The sequence below is a fragment of the Massilia consociata genome (genome assembly GCF_042432755.1).
In the GTDB taxonomy this organism is placed as follows: domain Bacteria; phylum Pseudomonadota; class Gammaproteobacteria; order Burkholderiales; family Burkholderiaceae_D; genus Telluria; species Telluria consociata.
Window position 1 is genome coordinate 64,053 of the sequence record NZ_JBHLWP010000006.1, and the last position, 22,836, is coordinate 86,888.

General features: G+C 65.7%; 23 protein-coding genes and 1 tRNA gene. 11 read left to right on the forward strand and 13 right to left on the reverse strand.

What is annotated here, in order from left to right:
- Positions 1 to 36: 36 nt before the first annotated feature.
- The 5 genes from ACFFJK_RS04405 to ACFFJK_RS04425 form a co-directional block, all read right to left on the reverse strand.
- Entirely contained in the window at positions 37 to 2,004 is a 1,968-nt protein-coding gene (locus ACFFJK_RS04405) for a CocE/NonD family hydrolase (RefSeq protein ID WP_379677905.1), read from the reverse strand.
- 68 nt (positions 2,005 to 2,072) lie between these two features.
- Positions 2,073 to 3,419 (reverse strand): TAXI family TRAP transporter solute-binding subunit, encoded by a 1,347-nt coding sequence (locus ACFFJK_RS04410; protein WP_379678266.1) that lies wholly within the window; start codon positions 3,417 to 3,419, stop codon positions 2,073 to 2,075.
- Between the two features lie 50 nt (positions 3,420 to 3,469).
- Positions 3,470 to 6,751, reverse strand: coding sequence for a transglycosylase domain-containing protein (locus ACFFJK_RS04415; RefSeq protein ID WP_379677906.1), 3,282 nt, complete (start codon positions 6,749 to 6,751; stop codon positions 3,470 to 3,472).
- A gap of 260 nt (positions 6,752 to 7,011) precedes the next feature.
- The gene (locus ACFFJK_RS04420) at positions 7,012 to 7,797 is read right to left on the reverse strand and encodes a competence/damage-inducible protein A (RefSeq protein ID WP_379677907.1); all 786 of its coding nucleotides are present in this window, start codon (positions 7,795 to 7,797) and stop codon (positions 7,012 to 7,014) included.
- A 70-nt stretch (positions 7,798 to 7,867) separates the two neighbouring features.
- Entirely contained in the window at positions 7,868 to 8,689 is an 822-nt protein-coding gene (locus ACFFJK_RS04425; RefSeq protein WP_379677908.1) for an EI24 domain-containing protein, read from the reverse strand.
- 181 nt (positions 8,690 to 8,870) lie between these two features.
- Between ACFFJK_RS04425 and ACFFJK_RS04430 the strand changes: the two genes are divergently transcribed.
- Both ACFFJK_RS04430 and ACFFJK_RS04435 read left to right on the forward strand, forming a co-directional pair.
- On the forward strand, positions 8,871 to 9,227 hold the full coding sequence (locus tag ACFFJK_RS04430; RefSeq protein WP_379677909.1) for an FKBP-type peptidyl-prolyl cis-trans isomerase: 357 nt from the start codon (positions 8,871 to 8,873) through the stop codon (positions 9,225 to 9,227).
- A 247-nt stretch (positions 9,228 to 9,474) separates the two neighbouring features.
- Complete coding sequence (locus tag ACFFJK_RS04435) at positions 9,475 to 9,729, forward strand: acyl-CoA-binding protein (RefSeq protein WP_379677910.1); 255 nt, start codon at positions 9,475 to 9,477, stop codon at positions 9,727 to 9,729.
- A 39-nt stretch (positions 9,730 to 9,768) separates the two neighbouring features.
- On the opposite strand, the gene ACFFJK_RS04440 is transcribed toward ACFFJK_RS04435, so the two are convergent.
- Positions 9,769 to 10,050, reverse strand: a complete 282-nt coding sequence (locus ACFFJK_RS04440) for a polyhydroxyalkanoic acid system family protein (protein WP_379677911.1) — start codon at positions 10,048 to 10,050, stop codon at positions 9,769 to 9,771.
- A 179-nt stretch (positions 10,051 to 10,229) separates the two neighbouring features.
- Here ACFFJK_RS04440 and ACFFJK_RS04445 point away from each other — a divergent pair, with 179 nt between their 5' ends.
- From ACFFJK_RS04445 to ACFFJK_RS04465, 5 genes are all read left to right on the forward strand, one after another.
- The gene (locus ACFFJK_RS04445; protein ID WP_379677912.1) at positions 10,230 to 11,810 is read left to right on the forward strand and encodes a gluzincin family metallopeptidase; all 1,581 of its coding nucleotides are present in this window, start codon (positions 10,230 to 10,232) and stop codon (positions 11,808 to 11,810) included.
- The gene (locus ACFFJK_RS04450; RefSeq protein WP_379677914.1) at positions 11,807 to 12,082 is read left to right on the forward strand and encodes a protealysin inhibitor emfourin; all 276 of its coding nucleotides are present in this window, start codon (positions 11,807 to 11,809) and stop codon (positions 12,080 to 12,082) included. Before ACFFJK_RS04445 ends, ACFFJK_RS04450 begins: the two co-directional genes overlap by 4 nt.
- 219 nt (positions 12,083 to 12,301) lie before the next feature.
- Positions 12,302 to 12,625 (forward strand): ferredoxin FdxA, encoded by a 324-nt coding sequence (gene fdxA / locus ACFFJK_RS04455; RefSeq protein ID WP_379677916.1) that lies wholly within the window; start codon positions 12,302 to 12,304, stop codon positions 12,623 to 12,625.
- A 123-nt stretch (positions 12,626 to 12,748) separates the two neighbouring features.
- Entirely contained in the window at positions 12,749 to 13,846 is a 1,098-nt protein-coding gene (locus tag ACFFJK_RS04460) for an NAD(P)/FAD-dependent oxidoreductase (RefSeq protein WP_379677917.1), read from the forward strand.
- Positions 13,847 to 14,146: 300 nt separating this feature from the next.
- Positions 14,147 to 15,382, forward strand: a complete 1,236-nt coding sequence (locus tag ACFFJK_RS04465) for a polyhydroxyalkanoate depolymerase (protein ID WP_379677918.1) — start codon at positions 14,147 to 14,149, stop codon at positions 15,380 to 15,382.
- A 204-nt stretch (positions 15,383 to 15,586) separates the two neighbouring features.
- On the opposite strand, the gene ACFFJK_RS04470 is transcribed toward ACFFJK_RS04465, so the two are convergent.
- Positions 15,587 to 15,931, reverse strand: coding sequence for an RcnB family protein (locus tag ACFFJK_RS04470; RefSeq protein ID WP_379677919.1), 345 nt, complete (start codon positions 15,929 to 15,931; stop codon positions 15,587 to 15,589).
- 162 nt (positions 15,932 to 16,093) lie between these two features.
- Here ACFFJK_RS04470 and rsxB point away from each other — a divergent pair, with 162 nt between their 5' ends.
- Together rsxB and nth are read left to right on the forward strand one after the other, a co-directional pair.
- Positions 16,094 to 16,774, forward strand: coding sequence for an electron transport complex subunit RsxB (gene rsxB, locus ACFFJK_RS04475; protein ID WP_379677920.1), 681 nt, complete (start codon positions 16,094 to 16,096; stop codon positions 16,772 to 16,774).
- 39 nt (positions 16,775 to 16,813) lie between these two features.
- Positions 16,814 to 17,506 carry an endonuclease III gene (nth, locus tag ACFFJK_RS04480; protein ID WP_379677921.1) on the forward strand — a complete coding sequence of 231 codons (693 nt, stop codon included), beginning with the start codon at positions 16,814 to 16,816 and terminating at the stop codon, positions 17,504 to 17,506.
- On the opposite strand, the gene ACFFJK_RS04485 is transcribed toward nth, so the two are convergent.
- The 6 genes from ACFFJK_RS04485 to rplU form a co-directional block, all read right to left on the reverse strand.
- Complete coding sequence (locus ACFFJK_RS04485) at positions 17,485 to 17,862, reverse strand: nuclear transport factor 2 family protein (RefSeq protein ID WP_379677922.1); 378 nt, start codon at positions 17,860 to 17,862, stop codon at positions 17,485 to 17,487. The genes nth and ACFFJK_RS04485 overlap by 22 nt on opposite strands.
- Positions 17,863 to 17,978: 116 nt before the next feature.
- Entirely contained in the window at positions 17,979 to 19,097 is a 1,119-nt protein-coding gene (gene proB / locus ACFFJK_RS04490) for a glutamate 5-kinase (protein WP_379677923.1), read from the reverse strand.
- Positions 19,094 to 19,516: a hypothetical protein gene (locus ACFFJK_RS04495; RefSeq protein ID WP_379677924.1), complete on the reverse strand. Its 423-nt coding sequence runs from the start codon at positions 19,514 to 19,516 to the stop codon at positions 19,094 to 19,096. Before ACFFJK_RS04495 ends, proB begins: the two co-directional genes overlap by 4 nt.
- Position 19,517: 1 nt before the next feature.
- Positions 19,518 to 20,630, reverse strand: coding sequence for an Obg family GTPase CgtA (cgtA, locus tag ACFFJK_RS04500; protein ID WP_379677925.1), 1,113 nt, complete (start codon positions 20,628 to 20,630; stop codon positions 19,518 to 19,520).
- Positions 20,631 to 20,737: 107 nt separating this feature from the next.
- Positions 20,738 to 21,010, reverse strand: coding sequence for a 50S ribosomal protein L27 (gene rpmA / locus ACFFJK_RS04505; protein WP_005668438.1), 273 nt, complete (start codon positions 21,008 to 21,010; stop codon positions 20,738 to 20,740).
- 43 nt (positions 21,011 to 21,053) lie between these two features.
- Positions 21,054 to 21,365, reverse strand: a complete 312-nt coding sequence (gene rplU, locus ACFFJK_RS04510) for a 50S ribosomal protein L21 (RefSeq protein WP_027865917.1) — start codon at positions 21,363 to 21,365, stop codon at positions 21,054 to 21,056.
- Between the two features lie 307 nt (positions 21,366 to 21,672).
- On the opposite strand from rplU, the gene ispB reads away from it, so the two are divergent.
- A complete protein-coding gene (ispB, locus tag ACFFJK_RS04515) occupies positions 21,673 to 22,659 on the forward strand; it encodes an octaprenyl diphosphate synthase (RefSeq protein ID WP_379677926.1) in 987 nt (328 codons plus the stop codon).
- A gap of 52 nt (positions 22,660 to 22,711) precedes the next feature.
- A tRNA-Pro gene (locus ACFFJK_RS04520) sits at positions 22,712 to 22,788 on the forward strand.
- Positions 22,789 to 22,836 lie beyond the last annotated feature (48 nt).

Genomic DNA, 22,836 nt, shown 5'->3' on the forward strand with positions numbered 1-22,836 from the left:
CAGCGGCAGGCGGCATGGCCGCCTGCCTCGCTGGCGTCAGTGGGTCGGCATCACCATCAGCTGCAGGCCGGACGCCGCGCCCGGTGCGCGGTACACGCGCTGGGTCGCCTTGATGAAATCTTCCGGCTTGGCCTTCGGGATGTGGGTGAAGGTTTGCGGGTTCAGGTCGATCAGCGGGAACCACGAGCTCTGCACCTGCACCATGATGCGGTGGCCGCGCCGGAAAGTATGGTTGACCTGGCCGATGTCGAAGCTGATCGCTTCCTGCTTGCCGGGCGTGAACGGCTCCGGTTTCTCGAAGCTGTTGCGGAACTTGCCGCGCAGCGGATTGCCGCGCACCAGCTGCTGGTAGCCGCCAAGCTTGGCCGCCGGCGGCGGCACGTCGTTGCCCATGGCCTGTGCAGCCGGCGTCGGATACTCGGCCGGATACACGTCGATCAGCTTGACCACCCAGTCGGCGTCGGTGCCGGTGGTGGACACGAACAGCTTCGGCACCACCGGCCCGGCGATGGTCACGTCCTCTTCCAGCACCGCGCTCTGGTAGACCAGCACGTCCGGGCGGGTAGCGGCGAAGCGCTGGTCCGACACCATGTATTCGCGCGGCATGCCGGTCGCGGCGTAGCCGATGAAGGGCACCGGCTTGCGCGGGTCGGCCACATATTCGTCATAGCCCGCGCCGTAGCCGGCGCCCGCGGCGGCGGGCTGCTTCCAATCCAGCGTGCCGTTTGGCCCGAAGTACAGCGTGCGCGCCCTGGCCGGGGCCGGCGGCCACGCGGCATAGCTGCGCCAGACGTTGGTGCCGGTCTCGAACGCCGTCACGTTCGGCAGCGTGCGGGCCGGCTTCACGCCCTTGAGATGCTGCTCGAAGAAGGGGAACTGGATCTCGCGGCGGAAGTACTCGCTGGTCTTCGCGTCGAACTGCACGTGGCCCAGGCGGGCGCCGTCGCCACGCGCCCAGCCGCCGTGCACCCACGGCCCCATCACCAGCGTGTTGGACGTCTTCGGGTTATGTTTTCCGACCGCGTCATGGATCAGGAAGGGGCCGGCCGGGTCTTCGGCATCGAACCAGCCGCCCACGGTCAGCACCGCCGCCTTCACGTTCTTCATGTGCGGCGCGATGGCGCGCATGCGCCAGAACTCGTCGTAGGTGTCGTGCTCGATGGTCGGCACCAGCAGCGCGCGCTGCTCGTCGCTCATGGTGGCCAGGATGTTCGGCAGGGTCAGGTGCTTGAGGAAGAAGTCGTAGCCGTCGGCCTCGCCGTAGTCGAAGCCGGAACGGTCCTTCGAAGGCAGGGTCGGGTTCTGTTGCGGAACGAAGGAGGCGTAGAAATCGAAGTTCGCTGCCAGCATGAAGGCGCCGCCATGATAGGAATCGTCGCCCATGTACAGGTCCGCGATCGGCGCCTGCGGCGAGGCGGCCTTGACCGCCGGATGCGAGTCGATGACGCTGGCCGCCGTATAGAAGCCCGGGTAGCTGATGCCCCAGATGCCGACGCGGCCGTTGTTGTTCGGGACGTGCTTGAGCAGCCACTCGACGGTGTCGTGCATGTCCTCACTCTCCTGCCCCTCCCCGGGCGCGCGCTTGGCATTCGCGTGCGGGGTCATCTCCTGCCAGACGCCTTCGGACATGTAGCGCCCGCGCACGTCCTGGGTGACGAAGATATAACCCGCATCCTCCAGTTCGCGCGAAGGGCCGAGCGATGCCGGGAACCAGTCCACGCCGTAGCGCCGCTCGCCTTGCGCGTACACGCCGGCGCTGTACGGGGTGCGCTGCACCAGGAAGGGATAAGGCTTCGAGCCGTCCTTTGGCATGTACACCGTGGTGAACAGCTTCACGCCGTCGCGCATCGGGATGCGGTACTCGTACTTGGTGTAGTGCTCGCGCGGATTGCGCTTCTGGGCAGGCGTGTCGGCAGCGTGGGCGGCGGCTGTCGCGGCCTGCGCGCCTGCGGCGCAGGCCAGCATCACACTGAGGGCGAGAACGGAAAACGGACGGCGGATCATGGCTTCCTTCGGAGTGCAGGGACAAAGACCGCCAGTGTAATCGGTTTCCCCGGCTAGTTGCCAGTCAGTCAAGCGCTGGCCGTGGACATGGTCGCCATGCCATGCCGGTCGATCGTGCCGTGCACCCGCTCGCGCACGAAGTTGATGTGGCTGCGCAGGCGGTACAGCTCTTCCGCGTAGGCCAGCGGGATCGAGATGTGGTTGACGTGCTCTTCGATCTCGTCGAGGCGCTGCAACAGCCCGGCGCGCAGGCTGTCGCGCGCCTGCGGCCCGCTGCCTTCGAGCGCCTGCTCCACCTTGCGCAGTTCGCCATACCAGCGGTACACGCGCGAACGCACGCGCCACACGTAGATCGGCGGAACGATCTTCGACAAAGGGATCAGCAGCGCCGCCAGCGCCACCGCCACCACCCACAGCCGCTCGAACAGGTTGGCCAGCCAGAAGCGCAGGTAGCGCTGCATAAAGGGCGGGCCGTCGCGGTAGTAGCGCGCCGCTTCCTGCGCCACCGGGATTTCGCTGTACTTCGGCGACGGGAACTGCCCCTGTTGCTGGAACCACCCTGCCTTGCCGTGGATCTCTCCCGCCGACTTCACCAGCAGGCCGATGAGCGCCGGATGCAGGTCTTCCCGCGCCACCAGGGTGGCGGTGGGGGCGATCAGGTGGTAGTCCTGGGCCGGGATGTCGCGCCCGAGGTCGACGATCCCGCGCGGCAGCACCACGTGCGTCAGGAACGGCAGGCGCCGCGTGTAGGCGTCGGCCTGGGCGAAGTTGAAGAGCCTGATGCCGGGCGTCTGCAGCAGCATCTGGATCAGGGGCGCTTCCGGGGCCGAGCTGAACACCAGCCCGTCGATGCGCCCTTCCAGCAGCTCCACCGTGGCCGGGGTGTTTTCCAGCGACCCGATGCGCAGCTCGCCCGGTTCGATGCCGTTGGCGTCCAGCACCTGGCGGAACAGGCGCGGCACGCCGGTGCCTTCGGGCCCTAGGTTGATCCGCTTGCCCTTCAGGTCGGTCAGGTGCGCCACCTTCGCACCTTCGCGCAGGAACAGCCAGACCGGTTCGGTGAACAGGCTGCCCAGGGACACCAGCCCGGCCTGTTCCGCCTGCCCTTCGGCCGTCGAGCCGCTCTGCACGAAGGCAATGTCGGCCTTGCCCTCGACCAGGCGCTGCAGGTTGTCGTGCGAGCCGAGCGACGGCTGGAGGGTGAGCGTGATCTCGTCGCGCGCAAGCAGCCGGCCGTACTGGCGGCCGAATTCCTCGTAGGCGCTGTTGAACTGGCCGGTGGCCATGGTAAGCCGGCGCGGCGGCGCCGGATCGACCCACAGGTAGGCCAGTACCGCCACCGCAACGACCGCCAGCAGCGTCGGCCCGGACGCCACCAGCAGGTCGCGCAGCGACACCATGCTGAACTGGCGCATGCGGGTCACCGCGCGCTGGACCGCGCCGCCCGGATCGCCAGTGCGTCCCTTCAGCGGACGCACTGGCGCTGGGCGGCGATGCTGCCGGCCGGCGGCTCGATCATCGGCATGATGCTTGGCGACAGGTTGGCGAGCAGCTGCACCGGCAATGCGCTGGTGAAGTCGTAGTTCCCGGACTGCGGGCCTGCCACGTAGGCGGTCATGCTGCCGAAGAAGCGCTCGCCGATGTTGAACACGAACGTCGCCGAACGGTTCACGTAGCGCGACTCGATCACGCGCCCGCCGCGTGCGTACACCTCGAAGCGCTGGTCGCCGGTGCCGGTCTTGCCGCCCACGGCGATGACGCTGCCGTCGGACTGCACGAAGGCGGTCTTCACGCGCTTGGCGGTGCCGTCGGTGACGACCCCCTGGATCGCATCGGCGACCACGCGCGCCACCTCGGGCGCCAGCACCTGCTCCTTGCCGCCGCCCTTGGTGCGCTTGACCAGGGTTTCATAGGGCGTGTCCTTTGCGAAGTGCAGCGAGTCGATGCGCTCGACGGGCTTGCGCACGCCGCCGTTGACGATGATGCCCATGAGTTCGGCCAGCGAGGCCGGACGGTCGGCCGAGGCGCCCAGCGTCGTCGCATACGACGGCACCAGCGACTCGAACGGGTAGCCCATCTTCTTCCACTGCGCGTGGATCTTCAGGAAGGCCTCGACTTCGAGCAGGCCGGCGATGCGCTTGTCCTGCGCGTGCTTGCGGTGGGTCTTGAACAGCCACGAGTACACCTCCTGGCGTTCCTTGACGCTGGCGTTGGTGATCTCGGTCCAGCCGGCCTTCGGGTGCGTGCGCAGGTAGCCCACCAGCCACAGTTCGAGCGGGTGCACCGAGGCCACGTAGCCGCGGTCGGCCAGCGACATGTTGCGTGGATCGTACATCTCGTACATCTTGGGGATGCGGTCCGGCTCCATGTCGTTCGACGGCGGCAGCGACTTGTGGATGAACTCGCCGAACTGCGCCAGCGTGGCCTCCGGGGCGACCGTCCGGTGCGCGGCGGCCAGCTTGGAGGCGAACGGACGCACGCCGGAGAACAGCAGCGCCTCGATCTCGGCCGGCGACTTGCCCTTGTACTTGTTCCAGAACTTGGCCAGGAAGTCCTTGCCTTCGCGGTCGGCAAAGCGCGACAGGTACATGGCGCGGCGCGGGTCGTCGGCGTCGGCCAGCAGCTGGGCCGAGGAGCCCGGCAGCTGGAACATGTAGTAGCGCACCACGTCGCGCATCATGCGCACGAACACGAGGTTGGTCGAATTGCGCAGCGCCTCGGTGACCGTCATGATCTTGCTGTTGTCGAGCCTGCTGAAGTTGCCGAAGGTGTGCAGGCCGCCGCCGGTGAAGAAGGCTTCGCCCGGGTTGGCGGAATACCTGCGCTCCATCGCCGCGGCCAGCATCGGCGCCAGGCCGCGGTCGGCGCCGTCCGGCAGCGCCTGGAAGTATTCGACCGCCCACTGGGTCATGCGGTCCTTCGGGTCGGCATTCACGCCCATCAGGCCGATTCTATCCATCGGTTCGTAGCGCTTGTGCAGCTGGTCGACGATGTCGAGGTAGGTTACCAGGGTGCGCAGCTTGGCGGTCGAACCCAGGTCGAGCTTCGCGCCCTCGTTGATGTCGAGCGGCTGGTCGTAGTTGTCGGTCTGGACGCGCAGGTAGTTCACGTGCTCGCCGCGCTCCATCAGCGTGAAGCTGTAGACCACCTGGGCCGGGTCGCCGTTGCCGAGCAGGCCCTTGCCGGTGAGGCCGGCGGTCTTCGCGTGTTCGGCATCGGACATCTTGCGCAGCGCATCGGTGACGGCCTGCTGCACCTGGGAGTCGAGGGTCGAGACCACCGACAGGTCGAGGCGGTCGAGGTTGTACAGGCGCGAGTCGCCCACCAGGTAGCCGAGGTGGTTGCGCACCGCGTTGGCGGCCTTGCGCGAGACGAAGGCGTCGGCGCCCGGCGGGGCCACGCCTGAACCCTGGGCCGGATTGAGCCGCACCTGCAGGGCGGCGTCGCGCAGCTGCGGCGAGATCACGCCGGACTGCGCCAGCACGCGCAGGTGGCTGTCGGTGAGCCTTTCGAGGTCCTGCTCGCCGGCGCCCAGGTAATAGGCCGGGCGGCGCTGCGCGATCATCAGCGACAGCGCTTCCTTGTAGGCGGTGACGGCTTCCGGGGTGTCCATCGGGCCCTTGAGCATCTTGCTGACCTTGTCGAAGTCGCGCCCGTACCAGACCCACATGCCGTCGCCGATGCCGTTGACTTCGCCGTAACCCGGCTTGGCCGACAGCGGCACCGTATTCAGGTAGTCGAGCACGATCTGGCGCCGCGCGCGGCTGGTGTCCTCGCCGTCCTGGTAGGCACGCAGCGTGGCCGATGCCATCTGGATCAGCTTGTCGTGCAGCGAACCGGTACGGCCTTCCGGCGAGTGGCGGTATTTCTCGATCTGGGTCGCCAGCGTGCTGCCGCCGGCAACGCGGCCGCCGCCGCCCAGGCCGACGCTGCTCAGGGTCTTGTCGAATACCGCTTTCGAAAAGCGGTCCCACTCCACCGCCGGGTTGCGGTGCGGGTAGGCCGGGTCGAGCAGCTCGCGGTTCTCGATGAAGAGCAGGCTTTGCACCAACAGCTGCGGCGCGTCGTCGAAGGTATGGTAGAAGCGCTCGGGGAAGCGCGAGGTGAACATCGGCTGGGCGCGGCAGTCGAGGATCTCGAGGCCGACCTTGGTTTTCTCGTGGTAGGTCGCGTACAGGCCGAGGTCGGCCATCTCGACCATCTTGGGCGAGATGCGCGCCTGCGCGTCGATATGGTAGCCGCGTGCCTGCAGCCGCTCCAGGTAGGCCGGCAGGCCGGCGTAGCCCAGGCGCGTGTCGAACGGGCTGGCGGCCGGGAAGCGGATGGCCGGGCTCGGTCCCTTCTCCATCCGGAAGCTCAGGTCGCCGGCCATCTCGGCGAAGATCCGGGCCTGCAGGCGCGAAGTGCGGATCTCGAACGCGCCCCAGCCTCCCAGCAGCACCAGCAGGATCAGGAGCGTGACGTAGAACCAGGTCCTGAAGCGGCGCTTGCGCGGCGCCGGTTCGGGTGTGCCGTGGTCTTCGGGTCCCTCCGACGGAGGCACGGGGGAACCGCCGGGCGCCCTGCCGGGCGCGCCGCCACCGACCGACGCCAGGTGGGGATAGGCTTCATACAGGGGAACGTCGTTGCCGCCCGCGGATGCGAGCGCAGGGGTGCCGCCGGCCATGGCCTGGGCGGGACGTCCGCGCCACTTGCCGACCGCGCGGAATACATTACTGGGCCGTCCTAAACGGCGAATACTTTCCATGATGGCTCAACCGGTTTGAATCATTACGCGCTCAATCCCCGCCAACCTGCCCCGCCATCCTTGCTGCTGGTCCGTTCGAGTGATTGGGTCCTCGTCAGTTTGCAAAAATGTACGGCGCAAACTCACTCAGGATTGCACCTCCATAGGTATCATTCCACCACATCAATACGACCGGCGCGAGACACGGTTTAACAATTTTGATGCGCGCGAAGTATTTTCGCAAAAAAACAACGGCAGAGTTAGCTGAACGGCATGCAGTCCTACAACAGCCGGAATTCGGCGCCGCGACTCTGCAGTTCGGCCTGCATTGCATCGAAAGCAAGCTCGACTTTGGAGGGCTCGCCCTTCACCCCCAGTTCGATATGACGGCGGGTCTGCGCATCGCCGACGCTGGGCAGGCTGAACACGCGCACGCCGGGGTAGTCGCGTTGCAGCGCTTCCATGAGCGGAGTGAGTGCGGCCTCCGCCTGCTCGTAAACGAGCAGCGAACGCTCCAGGTGGACAGCGGCGTGGAACAAATGGGGATAATGGGCGTCGAGCACCCATTCGATCATCGGCCAGGCCATCACGGGAAAGCCCGGCACGAAGTGATGATGGGCGACGGTGAAGCCGGCGATGCGGTTGTAGGGATTGGGGATCAGGCCGGCGCCTTCGGGGAACTCGGCCATCTTGAGGCGCTGCAGGTTGTCGGGCGCACCGAAATCCGGCTCGTGGCCGGCTTCCCTCGCCGTTTCCCTGATGCGCTCTTCGATATTGACGCGCCCTTCCGGGTGCAGCACGAGCGGCAGCCCGAGCGCCGCGGCCGCGCACTGGCGCGTGTGGTCGTCCGGCGTGGCGCCGATTCCGCCGCAGGAGAACACGATGTCTCCGCCTGCGAAGCTGCGCCGCAGCAGCGCGGTCAGGCGCCCCGGGTCGTCGCCGACGAACTCGGCCCAGGCCAACTGCAGGCCGCGTGCGCCGAGCAGCTCGACCACTTTTGCAAAATGCTTGTCCTGGCGCCTGCCGGACAGGATCTCGTCGCCGACGACGATCAGGCCGAATTCCATGTCTCCTCCTCGTGCATGCCGGGCCAGTGTGCCACAGCCTGCGCTTGCGGCCCGCGCTTCAGGCCGCGGTTCATGCCTGCCCCGCCGGCGCCAATCCGGTCTCGCGCAGCTCTTCCAGCGCACCCAGGCAGTAATACTGGAACCAGAGCCCGGCGAACAGGAAGATCATGACGTACAACCACAGCGAGAGCATCGCCAGGAACGGGAACAGCACGATCGACAGCACCGCGCCTCCCATCCACGCGATGCCGGGCAGCGCGCCGGCCAGGCCGGACGCGAAACCGATCGCCAGCAGCGCGCCACGGTGGTGGCGCATCAATGCGCGCCGCTCGTCCGGGCTGGCATGCGCCGCCAGCGCGTCGTAGCTCATCACGCGCGAGGTGACCCAGGCCCACAGGCAGGCCTGCACCAGCCAGGCCACCGGCGGCACCGCATACAGCGGCAGCGTCAGCAGCCACAGCACCGCGAACACCGTCGTGCTGCCGACGTTGATGGCGACGCTGCCGAGGAAGGAGCCGCCCTGCTTCTTCTCCAGCTTCGGGTACTGTGTCCTGCCGACGTGGCCTTCGATCACGGGCATGGCGATCACGCCCATGAACAGCAGCGCCGAGCCGATCATCAGCGGCAGCAGCAGCGCGATGGCCACCAGCGGCACCACCATCACCTTCAGCACGCCCAGGCCGAGCATGGACAGCACATTGCTGCTCGACTGGAAGATCTCGTACTGCGCGAAGGCGCCGTGCAGCCAGTCGAGCAGCGGCTGCAGGCCGGTCCACAGCAGCGCGCCCCACAGCAGCAGCGACAGCGCCAGCGGCGCGCCGGACAGCAGCAGCATGCGGCGCGAGAACTGGGCGCGCAGGGCGCGCCGGTAGGCGGTGCCGACGCCCTTCATGGCGGCACCGGGCGGGTCGGGTCAAAAACACGTGGCATCCATGCTCCTTGTCGGGAATCCTGGTTTGCCATTCTACCCACATCGCAGGCAGCGCCGCAGGGACGCGCGACACGCCCCTCGATGGCGCTTTGACAAACCTTGCACTACAATCGCCGCTCAACCCCGAACAACAAGGAAGACCATGTCCACCATTACCACCGATTCCGGCCTGCAGTACGAAGACACCGTCCCGGGCACCGGCGCCGAGGCGAAAGCCGGCCAGCACGTCACCGTCCACTACACCGGCTGGCTGCGCAACGACGACGGCAGCCAGGGCGCCAAGTTCGATTCGAGCAAGGACCGCAACGACCCGTTCCAGTTCGCACTGGGCGCCGGCCACGTGATCCGCGGCTGGGACGAAGGCGTGCAGGGCATGAAGGTCGGCGGCCAGCGCCGCCTGACCATCCCGGCCAGCCTCGGCTACGGCGCGCGCGGCGCCGGCGGCGTGATCCCGCCGAACGCCACCCTGATCTTCGACGTGGAACTGCTGGCCGTTTAAGCAACGCGTAGGGTGCACGGCTTTGCCGTGCGCGCGTTCAACCAGCGTGTGATCAGACGCGCCGCATCTGCTCGAATACGTTGGACGCGCGATCGGCGAAGCGTGATCTGGCCCACTGGACCAGATCACGCCTACAGCCGAGCATTTCCTCTAAAGTTCGCCCCGTTTGGCGGTGGACGCGCCCCTCCTGCGCTAAGATCTTCTCCTGTCTTACCACATTGCCAACGCAACCAACACAGGAGTATTCATGAGCTTGCAGGAACAGTTCGCCCAGGCCCAGGCCGAATCCAAGAATCTGCCGGAACGCCCGGACAACATGACCTTGCTGAAGATCTACGCGCTGTACAAGCAGGGCTCGAGCGGCGACGTCACCGGCGAGCGCCCGGGCATGACCGACTTCGTCAACCGCGCCAAGTACGATGCCTGGGCCAACCTGAAGGGCACCTCGCAGGAAGACGCCATGCAGCAGTACATCGACCTGATCGAGGAACTGAAGGGCTGATACCCTCCTGGCCGCCGCCCTGCGGCGGCCGGTGCCGGTTCAGGCCGGCACGAACACCTTGCGCATCTTTTCCGCCACCTTGGCTTCGATGGCCGAGGCGAATGCGCCCATGAAGAATCCCAGGCGAATCCGCATCGCGGCACGCTGGTCCTCCAGGGTCAGGGCCCCCTCCACGCCGCTGCGTCCGAAGCGCAACACGTCGCCATCCCACTTGCATTCCAGGCCATATTCGCTGGCAATCCGCTGCGCCACCTGCTGGGCCGCCGTGCGCGCCTGTTCGGGGCTCAGGTTGTGTTCCTGGATGATGCTAATTTCCGACATTCCGGCTGATCCTTCCTTAAATCGTTGCGAGACAATCCGCCATGATGCCAGTTGGAAGCAGACTAGGCCAGTCCAGCGATGCCTTCGGCTCCGATCCAAATCAATTGACTATAGTCAATGCTCGCGCCGCAGGGCGCGCCAACATGAGAGCGCCGCCCGACATTTCGCAAGGAGCCGTCATGGAACCAGGTGCCCTCTTGCCGGACGAACTGGCCACACCCGAGCATGGCCAGCCGCCGGTCCGCTTCATCCCCACGCCCAGCGCCCCCTATCTTCAGCAGCACCGTACCGCCCGGCTTCTCGAGCAGCCGGCCGGCCCGGATGGAAAGCCGGAACCGTCCGGCGCAGGAGTCGACGACGAGGCCCACGTCGAGCCCCCTGCGCTGCCGCACGCCATGGGAGCACGCGTGCTGATGTGGAAGCAGGACCCGTCGGTCGGCGAGATCGGCACCCGCCGCGCCTACCTGCCGGGCGCGGTGCTGGCCGGGCCGCGCGACGCCCGCATCGCGGCGGGCGTGCCGGGCATCGACCCGGTGGAGCCGAACGCCTTCGGCGACTTCGTCACCCAGCCCGACACCCCGCAGTTCGATGCGGTGCACACCTTCACCGTGGTGCGCCAGACCCTGACGATGTACCAGCGTTCGCTGGGCGCGGCCGGCATCGACATGCCGCTGCCCTGGCAGTGGAACACCAGCATGGATACGCGCCCGCTGAGCATCTTTCCCCACGGCCTGCCGAACGTGATGAACGCGTTCTACAGCCGCAACCAGGCCTGCCTGAAGTTCGGCGATTTCATCCCCATCGGACAAAAGATGAACGAAAAGACAGGTGCGATGGCGGATACGAAGACGGATGAAGCAGCGCGCGTGTACACCTGCCGTTCCTTCGACATCGTGGCCCACGAGACCGCGCATGCGGTGCTCGACGGGCTCAAGCCGCAGTGGCTGCTGGCCGACGCCCCGCCCCAGACCGGCGGCCTGCACGAAGCCTTCGGCGACCTGACCGCGATCTTCCTGGCGCTGTCGCAGCTCGACCAGTGCGAGGCCGTGGTCGCCCAGACCAAGGCGCAGCTGCACGACAAGAACTTCCTGGTCGACGTCGCCGAGCAGTTCGGGCTGGCCCTGGGCAATCCTACCGGCCTGCGCAACGCCGACAACGACCTCACGCTCGGCCAGGCCGGCACCCAGGTGCACGCGATCTCGCAGGTGTTCACCGGCGCCGTGTACGACATCCTGGCGGACATGTTCGCCCACGAGCGCAACCCGGCCCTCGACGACGACGCCGCGGTCCTGCATCGAGTGGCCGCCTACCTGCGCGGCCTGCTGCTGCGCGCCCTCATCGCCGCGCCCGACAGGGCCGCGACCTACGTGGACGTGGTCAACCAGATGTTGCGCATCCTGGGCGAGGACGGCAAGCCGGACATCTACGCGGCCTTCGTGCGCAACCAGTTCGCGCGCCGCGACGTGGTCGAGCTGCCGGACGCGACTACCGCGTCGCTGGCCGGCCTGGCCTGCACCCCGCTCGCGGCCAAGGTATGCGACGCGCCGGGCGCGCGCCAGGACCGGCGCACCTGCTGCGGCACCATGAACCTGCCCGAGTACTACAAGGCCGACCGGGTGCTCGACCTGGAAGCGCAGGCGCTGGCGCGCTGGTGCGCCGCCAACGGCCGCCTCGGCGAATGCGTGATGCCGGCGGTGGCGGTGGTGCCGGTGGCGGCTGTCCCGGTGGCCGCGGTGGGCGGCTTTGCGGAAGAGTCATGAAGATCAGCGCCCGCGCCTGTGGCGGTTTCGCCGGCCTGGCCGAAGCCTACGACCTCGATACCGCCGCCCGTGCCGACGGCGGCGAGATCGAAGACCTGCTGGGCCGGCTCGATTTCTTTTCGAGCGCTCCCGCCTGCGCGGTCGGCGCCGACATGCCGCGCTGGGAAATCACGGTGGAGGACGGCCGGCGCTGCCACACCGTGTTCGTGCGCGAGGACGGCAGCGGGGGCGACTGGCAGGCCCTGCTGGACCGGCTGCGCAGCAGTGCCTGAAGGGCAATCCCGGTGCGTCGGCGGCGCCCCGGGATTGTTGCATCGGCAAGTGCACTCCACATTTGCTTATATATATTGTGTATAAGCCCAATTTGAAGGAAAACCCGAATTGCCCTAAAATACAGTGCTTTGCCATGTCCGGCCGGCCCACTCGTCGGGCACCTCGAAAGGTGCACGGTGCCCCGGCGACGCGACACTCCACCAACTAATAGGACTGTTATGACCCACGTTGTCACCGAATCGTGCATCCGTTGTCGCTACACCGACTGCGTCGATGTATGCCCGGTAGATTGTTTCCGGGAAGGCCCGAATTTCCTCGCCATCGATCCCGACGAGTGCATCGACTGCGCCGTCTGCGTGGCCGAGTGCCCGGTGAATGCGATCTACGCGGAAGAAGACGTGCCGTCGGACCAGCAGCAATTCATCAAGCTGAACGCGGAACTCGCGCGCTTCTGGCCGTCGATCACCAAGACCAAGCCGGCATTGCCAGACGCCGAAGAGTGGAAAGACGTCAAGGACAAGCTGGACCAGCTGGCCCGCTGATCCACGCGGGCGCCGCGCATGCGCGGCCGGGCCCATCCGGGCCCATCGCCTGCGCACGTTCGTCAACCATGGCACACTAGCGGCCATCGTCCCACTCATTCCCATATCCACAGAAAGTTAAGCATGACTATCAGTGCCTCCCACGAAGCGGGCAGCATCGCTCCCAACAGCTCGTTCGCCGGCGCGATCGAAGCCGATGCCGTGATCATCGGCGCCGGTCCGGTCGGCCTGTTCCAGGTCTTCGAACTCGGCCTCCTCGAGATCAAGGCCCACGTCATCGACTCGCTGCCGGCCGTCGGCGGCCAGTGCGTCGAACTGTATCCGGACAAGCCGATCTACGACATCCCGGCCGTGCCGGTCTGCACCGGCCAGGAGCTGACCGACAACCTGCTCAAGCAGATCGAGCCGTTCGAGCCGACCTTCCACCTCGGCCAGGAAGTCACGACCGTGCAGCGCCGCGAAGACAGCCGCTTCAACGTCGAGACCTCGACCGGGACCCGCTTCATCACCAAGACCATCTTCATCGCTGCCGGCGTCGGCTCGTTCCAGGCGCGCACGATCAAGGTCGAGGGCATCGAGAAGTTCGAGAACAGCCAGCTGTTCTACCGCGTCAAGGATCCGGCGCTGTTCGAAGGCAAGAACCTGGTCATCTGCGGCGGCGGCGACTCCGCGCTGGACTGGGCCCTGAACTTCGTCGGCAAGGCCGAATCGGTCGTGCTGGTGCACCGCCGTGAAGACTTCCGCGCCGCGCCGGCCTCGGTTGCCAAGATGAAGCAGCTGTGCGAAGACTACGAAATGCAGCTGATCACCGGCCAGGTCACCGGCTTCGACGAGAAGGACGGCAAGCTGAGCGAAGTGAAGGTTACCGGCGCCGACGGCGTCACCCGCCGCGTGCCGCTGGACATGCTGATGGTCTTCTTCGGCCTGTCGCCGAAGCTGGGCCCGATCGCCGAGTGGGGCCTGGACATCGAGCGCAAGCAGCTCAAGGTGATGGACACCGAGAAGTTCGAGACCAACGTGCCGGGCATCTTCGCCGTGGGCGACATCAACACCTACCCGGGCAAGAAGAAGCTGATCCTGTCGGGCTTCCACGAAGCGGCCCTGGCTGCCTTCGGCGCCGCCCCGTACATCTTCCCGGACAAGAAGATCCACATGCAGTACACGACCACGTCGCCGAAACTGCACAAGATTCTCGGCGTCGAGACCCCGGTCTTCGACTGAGTTACCTTTTGGTAAAAATGCCGCCCGGCGCAAGCCCGGCGGCATTTTTTATTGCCCGCTTTTTATTCGCCCTTCAGCCTGTGTTCAGTTAGTCCCGTACGACGAAAAAACCATGTCGGACATGGCCTACCTGCTTATGTGGGCCGCCTCACCGAATGGTGTTGCGCAAATATGCTACAACTGTTCTATGCAAACGGGATGTGAAAACGACTGTTTCCACAAGTAAATCACTATCCCCTATAATTGACTGAGAGCATGCGCAAACGATTGCGACGCCTAGTCCACCCGAAGGAATTATTTATGCTTTACCAACTGCACGAGATGCAACGCTCCTTCCTGACCCCGCTGATGCAGTGGGCCGATGCGTCCTCGAAACTCTTCTCCAATCCTGTTTCGCCATTCGCGCACACGCCGTTCTCGCAACGTATCGCTGCCGGATACGAGCTGATGTACCGCCTCGGCAAGGATTACGAAAAGCCTGCGTTCGGCATCAAGACCGTGCGTATCAAGGATGCCGACGTCGGCATCATGGAACGCACCGTCGTCGAGAAGCCGTTTTGCAAACTCATTCATTTCAAAAAAGACCTGAGCGACAAGGACTTCGCCGCGCTGGAGCAGCCGAGCGTGCTGGTCGTGGCGCCGCTCTCGGGCCACCACGCCACCCTGCTGCGCGACACCGTGCGCGCCCTGCTGGTCGAGCATGACGTCTACATCACCGACTGGATCGACGCCCGCATGGTGCCGCTCTCCAAGGGTCCGTTCCACCTCGACGACTACGTCTACTACGTCCAGGACTTCATCCGCCACCTTGGCCCCGAGGTACACGTGATCTCGGTGTGCCAGCCGACCGTGCCGGTGCTGGCCGCGATCTCGCTGATGGCGACCAATAACGACCCGAAGCTGCCGAAGACGATGACGATGATGGGCGGCCCGATCGACCCGCGCAAGTCGCCGACCGCGGTCAACGACCTGGCGGTCGAGAAGCCCTTCTCGTGGTTCGAGAACACCGTGATCTACTCGGTGCCGGGAAACTATCCGGGCTTCGGCCGCAAGGTCTATCCGGGCTTCCTGCAGCACGCCGGCTTCATTGCGATGAACCCGGGCCGCCACGCCCAGAGCCATCGCGAGTTCTACCAGCACCTGGTGCGCGGCGACGACGACTCGGCCGAGGCGCACCGCCAGTTCTACGACGAGTACAACGCCGTGCTGGACATGCCGGCCGAGTACTACCTCGAGACGATCAAGACCGTGTTCCAGGAACACCGCCTGCCGAAAGGCACCTGGGAGGTCGGCGGCCAGCTGGTACGTCCGCAGGACATCAAGACGGTGGCGCTGTTCACCGTCGAGGGCGAGCTGGACGACATCTCGGGCCTGGGCCAGACCCGCGCCGCGCACGACCTGTGCACCGGCATTCCGCCGGAGATGCACCAGGAATTCGTGGCACCGAAATGCGGCCACTACGGCATCTTCTCGGGCCGCCGCTGGCGCGAGATCATCTGCCCGAAGATTGGCGAGTTCATTCGCAAGCATGCGTGAATGACGTGAAAATGCCGGAGCTCCCTCCGGCATTTTTGTTCCTGGCTACCGACTGTTCAACGATACGTGGATTCCCGCCTTCGCGGGAATGACGTGCCAAGGAACGTGGGCAATACCGAGCGCGGTCAGTCCCGCTCGCTTAAAGACCGTCGTTCCCGCGCAGGCGGGAACCCAATTCGGCATGCGCACCAATAACGCAAGCGTTTACCGCCCCACCAGCACCTCCGTCACCACTCCCGTCGCGATCGCCACCAGCGCATAGTCGCTCCCCGCCTGCACCCATTGGTGTCCGCGTGGCGGCTCCGGCAGGCGGTGCGCCTTCCAGTTCTCCACCACGTAATGATGCGTGCGGTAGCGTGGCGGCAGCTGCTCGCCGCGCTTGAGCTGCCCGCTGGCTTCCACGCTGCGGTAGTGTCCGGCCTTGGCGGCCTGCCTGGCCTGTTGCAGCCGCGCTTCCTGCTCACTATGTGCACTGCGCTGGCTGACCTGGGCAGCGGCGCCGCCGGCCAGGACCGCAGCAAGCAAGGCCGGAACGATCAATTTGTTCATATGACCTCCTGAGTCAGCGTCGAAGTCCCAGTACATCACGCACGGGCGGCACAGTCTGTTCGCTCGGGCACGCTGGTTGCGCCGCAATGCCGTCTCCCGCGCCGGCTGCGCATGGCCTGCGTTTTTGGCGGATAATGTGCGCTTTGCCTGTTCGTCCACGCCGTGACCAAGACCCTCGCCGACCTGATCGAAGACCAGCTGCCGCAAACGCAATGCACGAAGTGCGGCTATCCCGCATGCCGGCCGTATGCGGAGGCGATCGCGCGCGGCGAAGCCGAGATCAACCAGTGTCCGCCTGGCGGGATGGAAGGCGTGCGCCGCCTGTCCTCCGTGACCGGCCGTCCGGTCATCCCGATCAACCCGGCCAACGGCATCGAGCGCCCGCGCCCGGTTGCCTTCATCGACGAGTCGCTGTGCATCGGTTGCACGCTGTGCATCCAGGCCTGCCCGGTGGATGCCATCATGGGCGCGGCCAAGCAGATGCACACCATCCTGCCGAGCCTGTGCACCGGCTGCGACCTGTGCGTGGCGCCCTGCCCGGTCGACTGCATCTCGATGGTGCCGGTGACGGGCGAGCTGACCGGCTGGTCGGCGTGGTCGCAGGAAGCCGCCGACGCGGCCCGCGCCCGCCACGACTTCCGTACCGAACGGCTGCGCCGCGAACGCGAAGAGAACGATGCGCGCCTGGCGGCCAAGGCGCTGGAGAAGATGCGCGCGGTGACGGCGGAAAGCGCCAACACGCCGGAAGAGCTGGCCGAAAAGGAGCGCAAGCGCGCCATCATCGCCGCAGCGATGGAACGCGCCCGCCAGAAGGCGGCAGGCAACCCGCCGGGCAAAGACTGAGCAAAGAGTAAAAACAGCGACAGCGAGCTTGACGACGCGATGAACCCAGCCAAACGCCTAGAAATCTTCACGCGCTTTCGCGCGGCCAACCCGAAACCGACCACCGAACTTGAATTCACGACGCCCTTCGAACTGCTGATCGCGGTGCTGCTGTCGGCGCAATCGACCGACGTCGGCGTCAACAAGGCCACGCGCCGGCTCTACCCGGTGGCCAACACGCCGCAGGCCATCCTCGACCTGGGGCTGGACGAGCTCAAGACCTATATCTCGACCATCGGCCTGTACAACACCAAGGCCGCCAATGTCATGGCGACCTGCCGGATCCTGGTGGAGCAGTACGGCGGCGAGGTGCCGCGCTCGCGCGAGGCGCTGGAAGGCCTGCCGGGCGTGGGCCGCAAGACCGCCAACGTGGTGCTCAACACGGCCTTCGGCGAGCCGACCATGGCGGTGGACACGCACATCTTCCGCGTCTCGAACCGCACGAAGATCGCGCCGGGCAAGAACGTCGACATCGTCGAACAGAAGCTCCTGAAATTCGTGCCGAAGGATTTCCTGATTGATGCCCACCATTGGCTGATCCTGCACGGCCGCTACACCTGCGTCGCGCGCAAGCCCAAGTGCTGGAACTGCCTGATCAACGACCTGTGCGAATTCAAGGACAAGACGCCGGCGCCGGCCGGCGTGATGGATCCGGCCGCCGGCCTGGCGTCTCAGGCAGCGGAATTGGGGTAAAGCCGCTTTTCGCCGGTGGCGAACGAGGCGCGCACGATGCGCCCGTCGATCACTTCATACACGCACAGCATCTCCACCGTGCCCAGGCCTTCCGGGAAGTTGCGGGTGACGATCTCGAGATCGGTGACGAAGTTGCCGAGTACCGAGCGCGTAAGCAGGCGCGCCTGCAGGTCGGGTTCGGCGAAGCGTTCCTGGTAGCGCGGGCGAATCTGGTCGTGCCCCTGCGCCAGCAGGGCGCCGTGCAGCGTGAACTGCTGCGCGTCCGGGGCATAGGTGCTCATCAGCGCATCGAGGTCCTTGGCGTTGTAGGCATCGAGCTGCGCCTGGACGACGGCGAGTGGGGAAGTGATGGTCATGGGCTTCGTGAATGGATGAAAAAAACGCGCCGGCATGGCGCGTTGTGCATCTTACCCCAGGGGCGGCTGGCATGTCGGCCACGCTCCTAGAGGCAACATCAATGCGGCTGCTGCAACTACAGCAAGACGAGATTATCCCGATGCACCAGCTCCGGCCCCTCGACATATCCCAGGATGCGTTCGATCTCAGCCGACGAGTGGCGCATGATGCGCCGCACTTCGTTGCTCGCATAATTGGTCAGGCCGCGCGCCAGCGGGCGGCCCGCTTCGTCGATGCAGGTGATCACCTGGCCCCGGCCGAACTCGCCGCGCACGGCGACCACGCCGATCGGCAGCAGCGATTTTCCTTCCCGCGTGAGCTTCTGCACCGCGCCCTGGTCGATCACGACTTCACCGGTGGTATGCAGGTGGTCGATCATCCACTGGCGGCGCGCGGTCAGGCGGCCGGTGGGTGCGGTGAGCTGGGTGCCGATCATCTCGCCGCCGGCCAGGCGCGTGAGCACGTCTTCCTCGCGGCCCCAGGCAATGACGGTATGGGCGCCCGAGCGCGCCGCGCGCCTGGCGGCGAGCACCTTCGTTAGCATGCCGCCGCGCCCGATGCTGCTGCCGGCGCCGCCGGCCATCGCTTCCAGCGCCGGGTCGCCGGCCTGCGCCTGGGCGATCAGGGTCGCATTCGGGTCCTTGCGCGGGTCGCTCGAGAACAGGCCGCGCTGGTCGGTGAGGATCACCAGCACGTCGGCCTCGATCAGGTTGGCCACGAGCGCGCCGAGCGTGTCGTTGTCGCCGAACTTGATCTCGTCGGTGACGACGGTGTCGTTCTCGTTGATGATCGGGACCACGCCCAGGCGCAGCAGCGTCGTGAGCGTCGAGCGCGCGTTCAGGTAGCGCTCGCGGTCGGCCAGGTCGGCATGGGTCAGCAGGACCTGGGCGGTCTTGACGCCGTGTGTGCGGAAACTGCTTTCATAGATTTGCGCCAGGCCCATCTGGCCGCAGGCGGCGCATGCCTGCAGTTCGTGGATGTCGGTGGGGCGCGCGGCAAAGCCGAGGCGCAGCATGCCTTCGGCGATGGCGCCGGACGACACCAGCACGACTTCCTTGCCGAGGCTGCGCACGGCGGCGATCTGGGACGCCCAGCGGGCGATGGCGGCGTGATCCAGCCCCCTGCCCTCGTCCGTGACGAGCGAGGAACCGACCTTGACGATGATGCGGGAGGCTTGCTGGAGAGCTGAGTTCATGGCGACAGGAATTTTCCTCGCGGCCGCAAGGCCAGCAGGGAAAGTCCCGCCAGGAGCTCGACCGCGCAGATTGCTAATAATACCCCCTTCGGCAACCCGATCGCGAAGGCCGCGACAAGGCGCCCGGCCGGCTGGGCCAGGAGGAACAATGCTGTGAGGTCGCCGAGGATGGGCTGGTCGCCCTGCCTGGCTGCCAGGTAGGCCAGCATCGCGGTAGCGAGGCGCAGGCCCACATAGATGGCGTAGAACTGGCTGTAGCCGTTCACGCCGACGAGAAACAGCCCCATCGCCGACGCGACGCGGTCGGGATCGAGCAGGGCCGCCAGGGCCGCCAGCGAACTGGCGGTGGCGACGAGGTGCAGCAGCTGGCCACGCAGCCAGCCGCGGTTCAAAGCGGGTTTGGCCAGCTGCGTCGTCAACTTAGTCTTCGTGGATCTTGAAGCGGGGATCGCTTGGATCGATCGAGTGGATGCCGCGCGCTTCCTCGGTCATCGAGGTTTCTTCGGCGCGGTGCGCGTTCTGGCGCTTCTCTTCCAGGTGCAGGTAGATCGCGTTGACCAGGTCCTGGCAGCCTTCGCGGTTCAATGCCGAGATCTCGAACACCGGGCCTTTCCAGGCCATGCGCTTGACGAAGTCCTTCACGCGCTTCTTGCGCTCGGCCTCGTCGAGCACGTCGAGCTTGTTCAGCACCAGCCAGCGCGGCTTGTTCAGCAGCTCCTCGTCGTACTTCTCGAGTTCCTTGACCAGGGCCTTGGCTTCCTTGACCGGATCGACTTTCTCATCGAAGCCCGACAGGTCGACGATGTGCAGCAGCAGGCCGGTACGCGCCAGGTGGCGCAGGAACTGGTGGCCCAGGCCCGCGCCTTCCGCCGCGCCTTCGATCAGGCCCGGGATGTCGGCGATGACGAAACTCTTCTCGTGCGACACGCGCACCACGCCCAGGTTCGGGTGCAGGGTGGTAAACGGGTAGTCCGCGATCTTCGGCTTGGCGTTGGAGACGGCAGTGATGAAGGTCGACTTGCCGGCGTTCGGCATGCCCAGCAGGCCCACGTCGGCCAGCACCTTCAGCTCGAGGCGCAGGGTACGGCGCTCGCCGGCCTTGCCTTCGGTCTTCTGGCGCGGCGCGCGGTTGGTCGAGGTCTTGAAGTGGATGTTGCCCCAGCCGCCCTCGCCGCCCTTGGCCAGCAGTTCGGTCTGGCCGTGCTCGGTCAGGTCGGCGATGATCTCGCCGTTGACGTCGTCCACGATCAGGGTGCCGACCGGCATGCGCAGGGTGACGTCCTCGGCGCCCTTGCCGTAGCAATCCGAGCCGCGGCCCGGTTCGCCGTTGCGGGCGGTGTGGGTCTTCGAATAGCGGAAGTCCACCAGGGTGTTGATGTTGCGGTCGGCCACGACGTAGATCGAGCCGCCCTTGCCGCCGTCGCCGCCGTCCGGGCCGCCGAATGGGCGGAACTTCTCGCGGCGGAACGAGGCGCACCCGTTGCCGCCGTCGCCGGCGATGACTTCAATTCTTGCTTCGTCGATAAACTTCATGATGGTGACCGATAAAAACTAAAAAGGCCCTACCGTGGGCAGAGCCTTTCGATGGAAGGCTTGCGCCTTACAAAGAGCGCCGCTTCGCGCGGCGCGGACCTAAATAATTAGGCTGCGACTGCTTCGTTAGCAACGACGGTCACGAACTGCTTCGAGCCCACGCCTTGCTTGACGAACTTGACGGTACCGTCGACCAGCGCGAACAGGGTGTGGTCCTTGCCGGTGCCGACGTTGGCGCCAGCGCGCACCGGGGTGCCGCGTTGACGGATGATGATGCCGCCGGCGTTGATCGCCTGGCCGCCGTAGACTTTCACGCCAAGGCGTTTGCTTTCTGAGTCACGGCCGTTGCGGGTAGTACCGCCACCTTTTTTGTGTGCCATTTATTTGCTCCTTGATGAATGAACCTGGTGGATCAGTCGGCGCTTAGCCGTTGATCGACACCACCTGGATTTCGGTGAAGTTCTGGCGATGGCCCTGACGCTTCTGGTAGTGCTTACGACGGCGCATCTTGAAGATGCGGACCTTGTCGTGGCGACCGTGGGAAACAACTTTCACCAGGACCGAGGCACCTTCGACCAGCGGAGCACCAAACTTGATGCTGTCGCCCGCGCCGAGCGCGAGAACTTGATCGATGGTGAGTTCGGAACCAATGTCAGCAGGTATCTGTTCTACTTTGAGTTTTTCGCCAGCGACAACTTTGTATTGCTTGCCACCGGTTTTTATGACCGCGTACATGATTGAAACCTCATCAAATGTTAAAAGAATCCCGCCGGCGTCGAGACGCTGGACTGTTCGGATGCCGGGGAACAGGGGATTATACATAACTCGCTGCAGCGCGTCAAAAGGCCTTGACGATCGGCGGCAGTTTGTGTTGTTGGCGTAGCGCAAAGTCAACGCTGCCGTAATGACAATGGCGCTGCATCCAGTGCCTGCAGGCCATCAGTGGGACGCCCTCCCCTTGCATGTCGTATAATCGCCGCACTCAACCCATGTCACTGCGCCACGCCACCGCGCAACTACTCACCGTTATCGCAGGTTCGCCTTGTCAGCCGCTACCCAACACGCACAGAACACCATCGCCCAATCGATCGCCACCGACATGGAGGCCGTCAATACGGTGATCCGACAGCGACTGCACTCGGAAGTGAGCCTGGTCAACCAGATCGCCGAGTACATCATCGGCGCCGGCGGCAAGCGCATCCGGCCGGTACTGGTGCTGCTGCTGGCGAACGCCTACGGTTACCGCGGCACGGCGCACCACGAGCTGGCAGCGGTGGTCGAGTTCATCCACACCGCAACCCTGCTGCACGATGACGTGGTCGACGAATCCTCGATGCGCCGCGGACGCCAGACCGCCAACGCGCTGTTCGGCAATGCCGCCTCGGTGCTGGTGGGCGACTTCCTGTACTCGCGCTCGTTCCAGATGATGGTCAGCCTCGACGACATGCGCGTGATGCGCATCCTGTCCGACGCGACCAACGTGATCGCGGAAGGCGAAGTGCTGCAACTGCTGAACATGCACGACCCGGACGTGACCCACGAGAGCTACCTCACCGTGATCCGCTCCAAGACCGCCAAGCTGTTCGAGGCTGCCGCCGAACTGGGTGCGCTGGTGGCGGGTGCGACCGACGAGCAGATCGCCGCAGCCGGCGAATACGGCCGCTCGCTGGGCACCGCCTTCCAGCTGATCGACGACGTGCTCGACTATGCGGGCGACGCCGCCGAGATCGGCAAGAACCTGGGCGACGACCTGCGCGAGGGCAAGCCCACCCTGCCCCTGATCTGGCTGATGGAACACGGCACGCCAGAACAGCGCCAGCTGGTGCGCAACTGCATCGAGCACGGCGACGAGGAGCAATTCGAGGCGGTCCTGGCGGCGGTGACCTCGAGCGGCGCCCTGGACTACACCCGCCAGCAGGCGGAACAGGCCGCCCGCCGCGCGGCCGAAGCGATTGCGAACCTGCCGGACAACGCGTACAAGGCCAGCCTGCTCCAGCTCTGCAGCTTCGCTGTTGACAGGAACCACTAAGCAAATTATAGTAATGCCTTCCCGAGATTTCGGAAACGAAGTCTCAAACCGTCGGGGTGTAGCTTAGCCCGGTAGAGCGCTACGTTCGGGACGTAGAGGCCGGAGGTTCGAATCCTCTCACCCCGACCACGAATTCGAAAAGCCAGATCAGGCCTCAGCCGATCTGGCTTTTTTCAT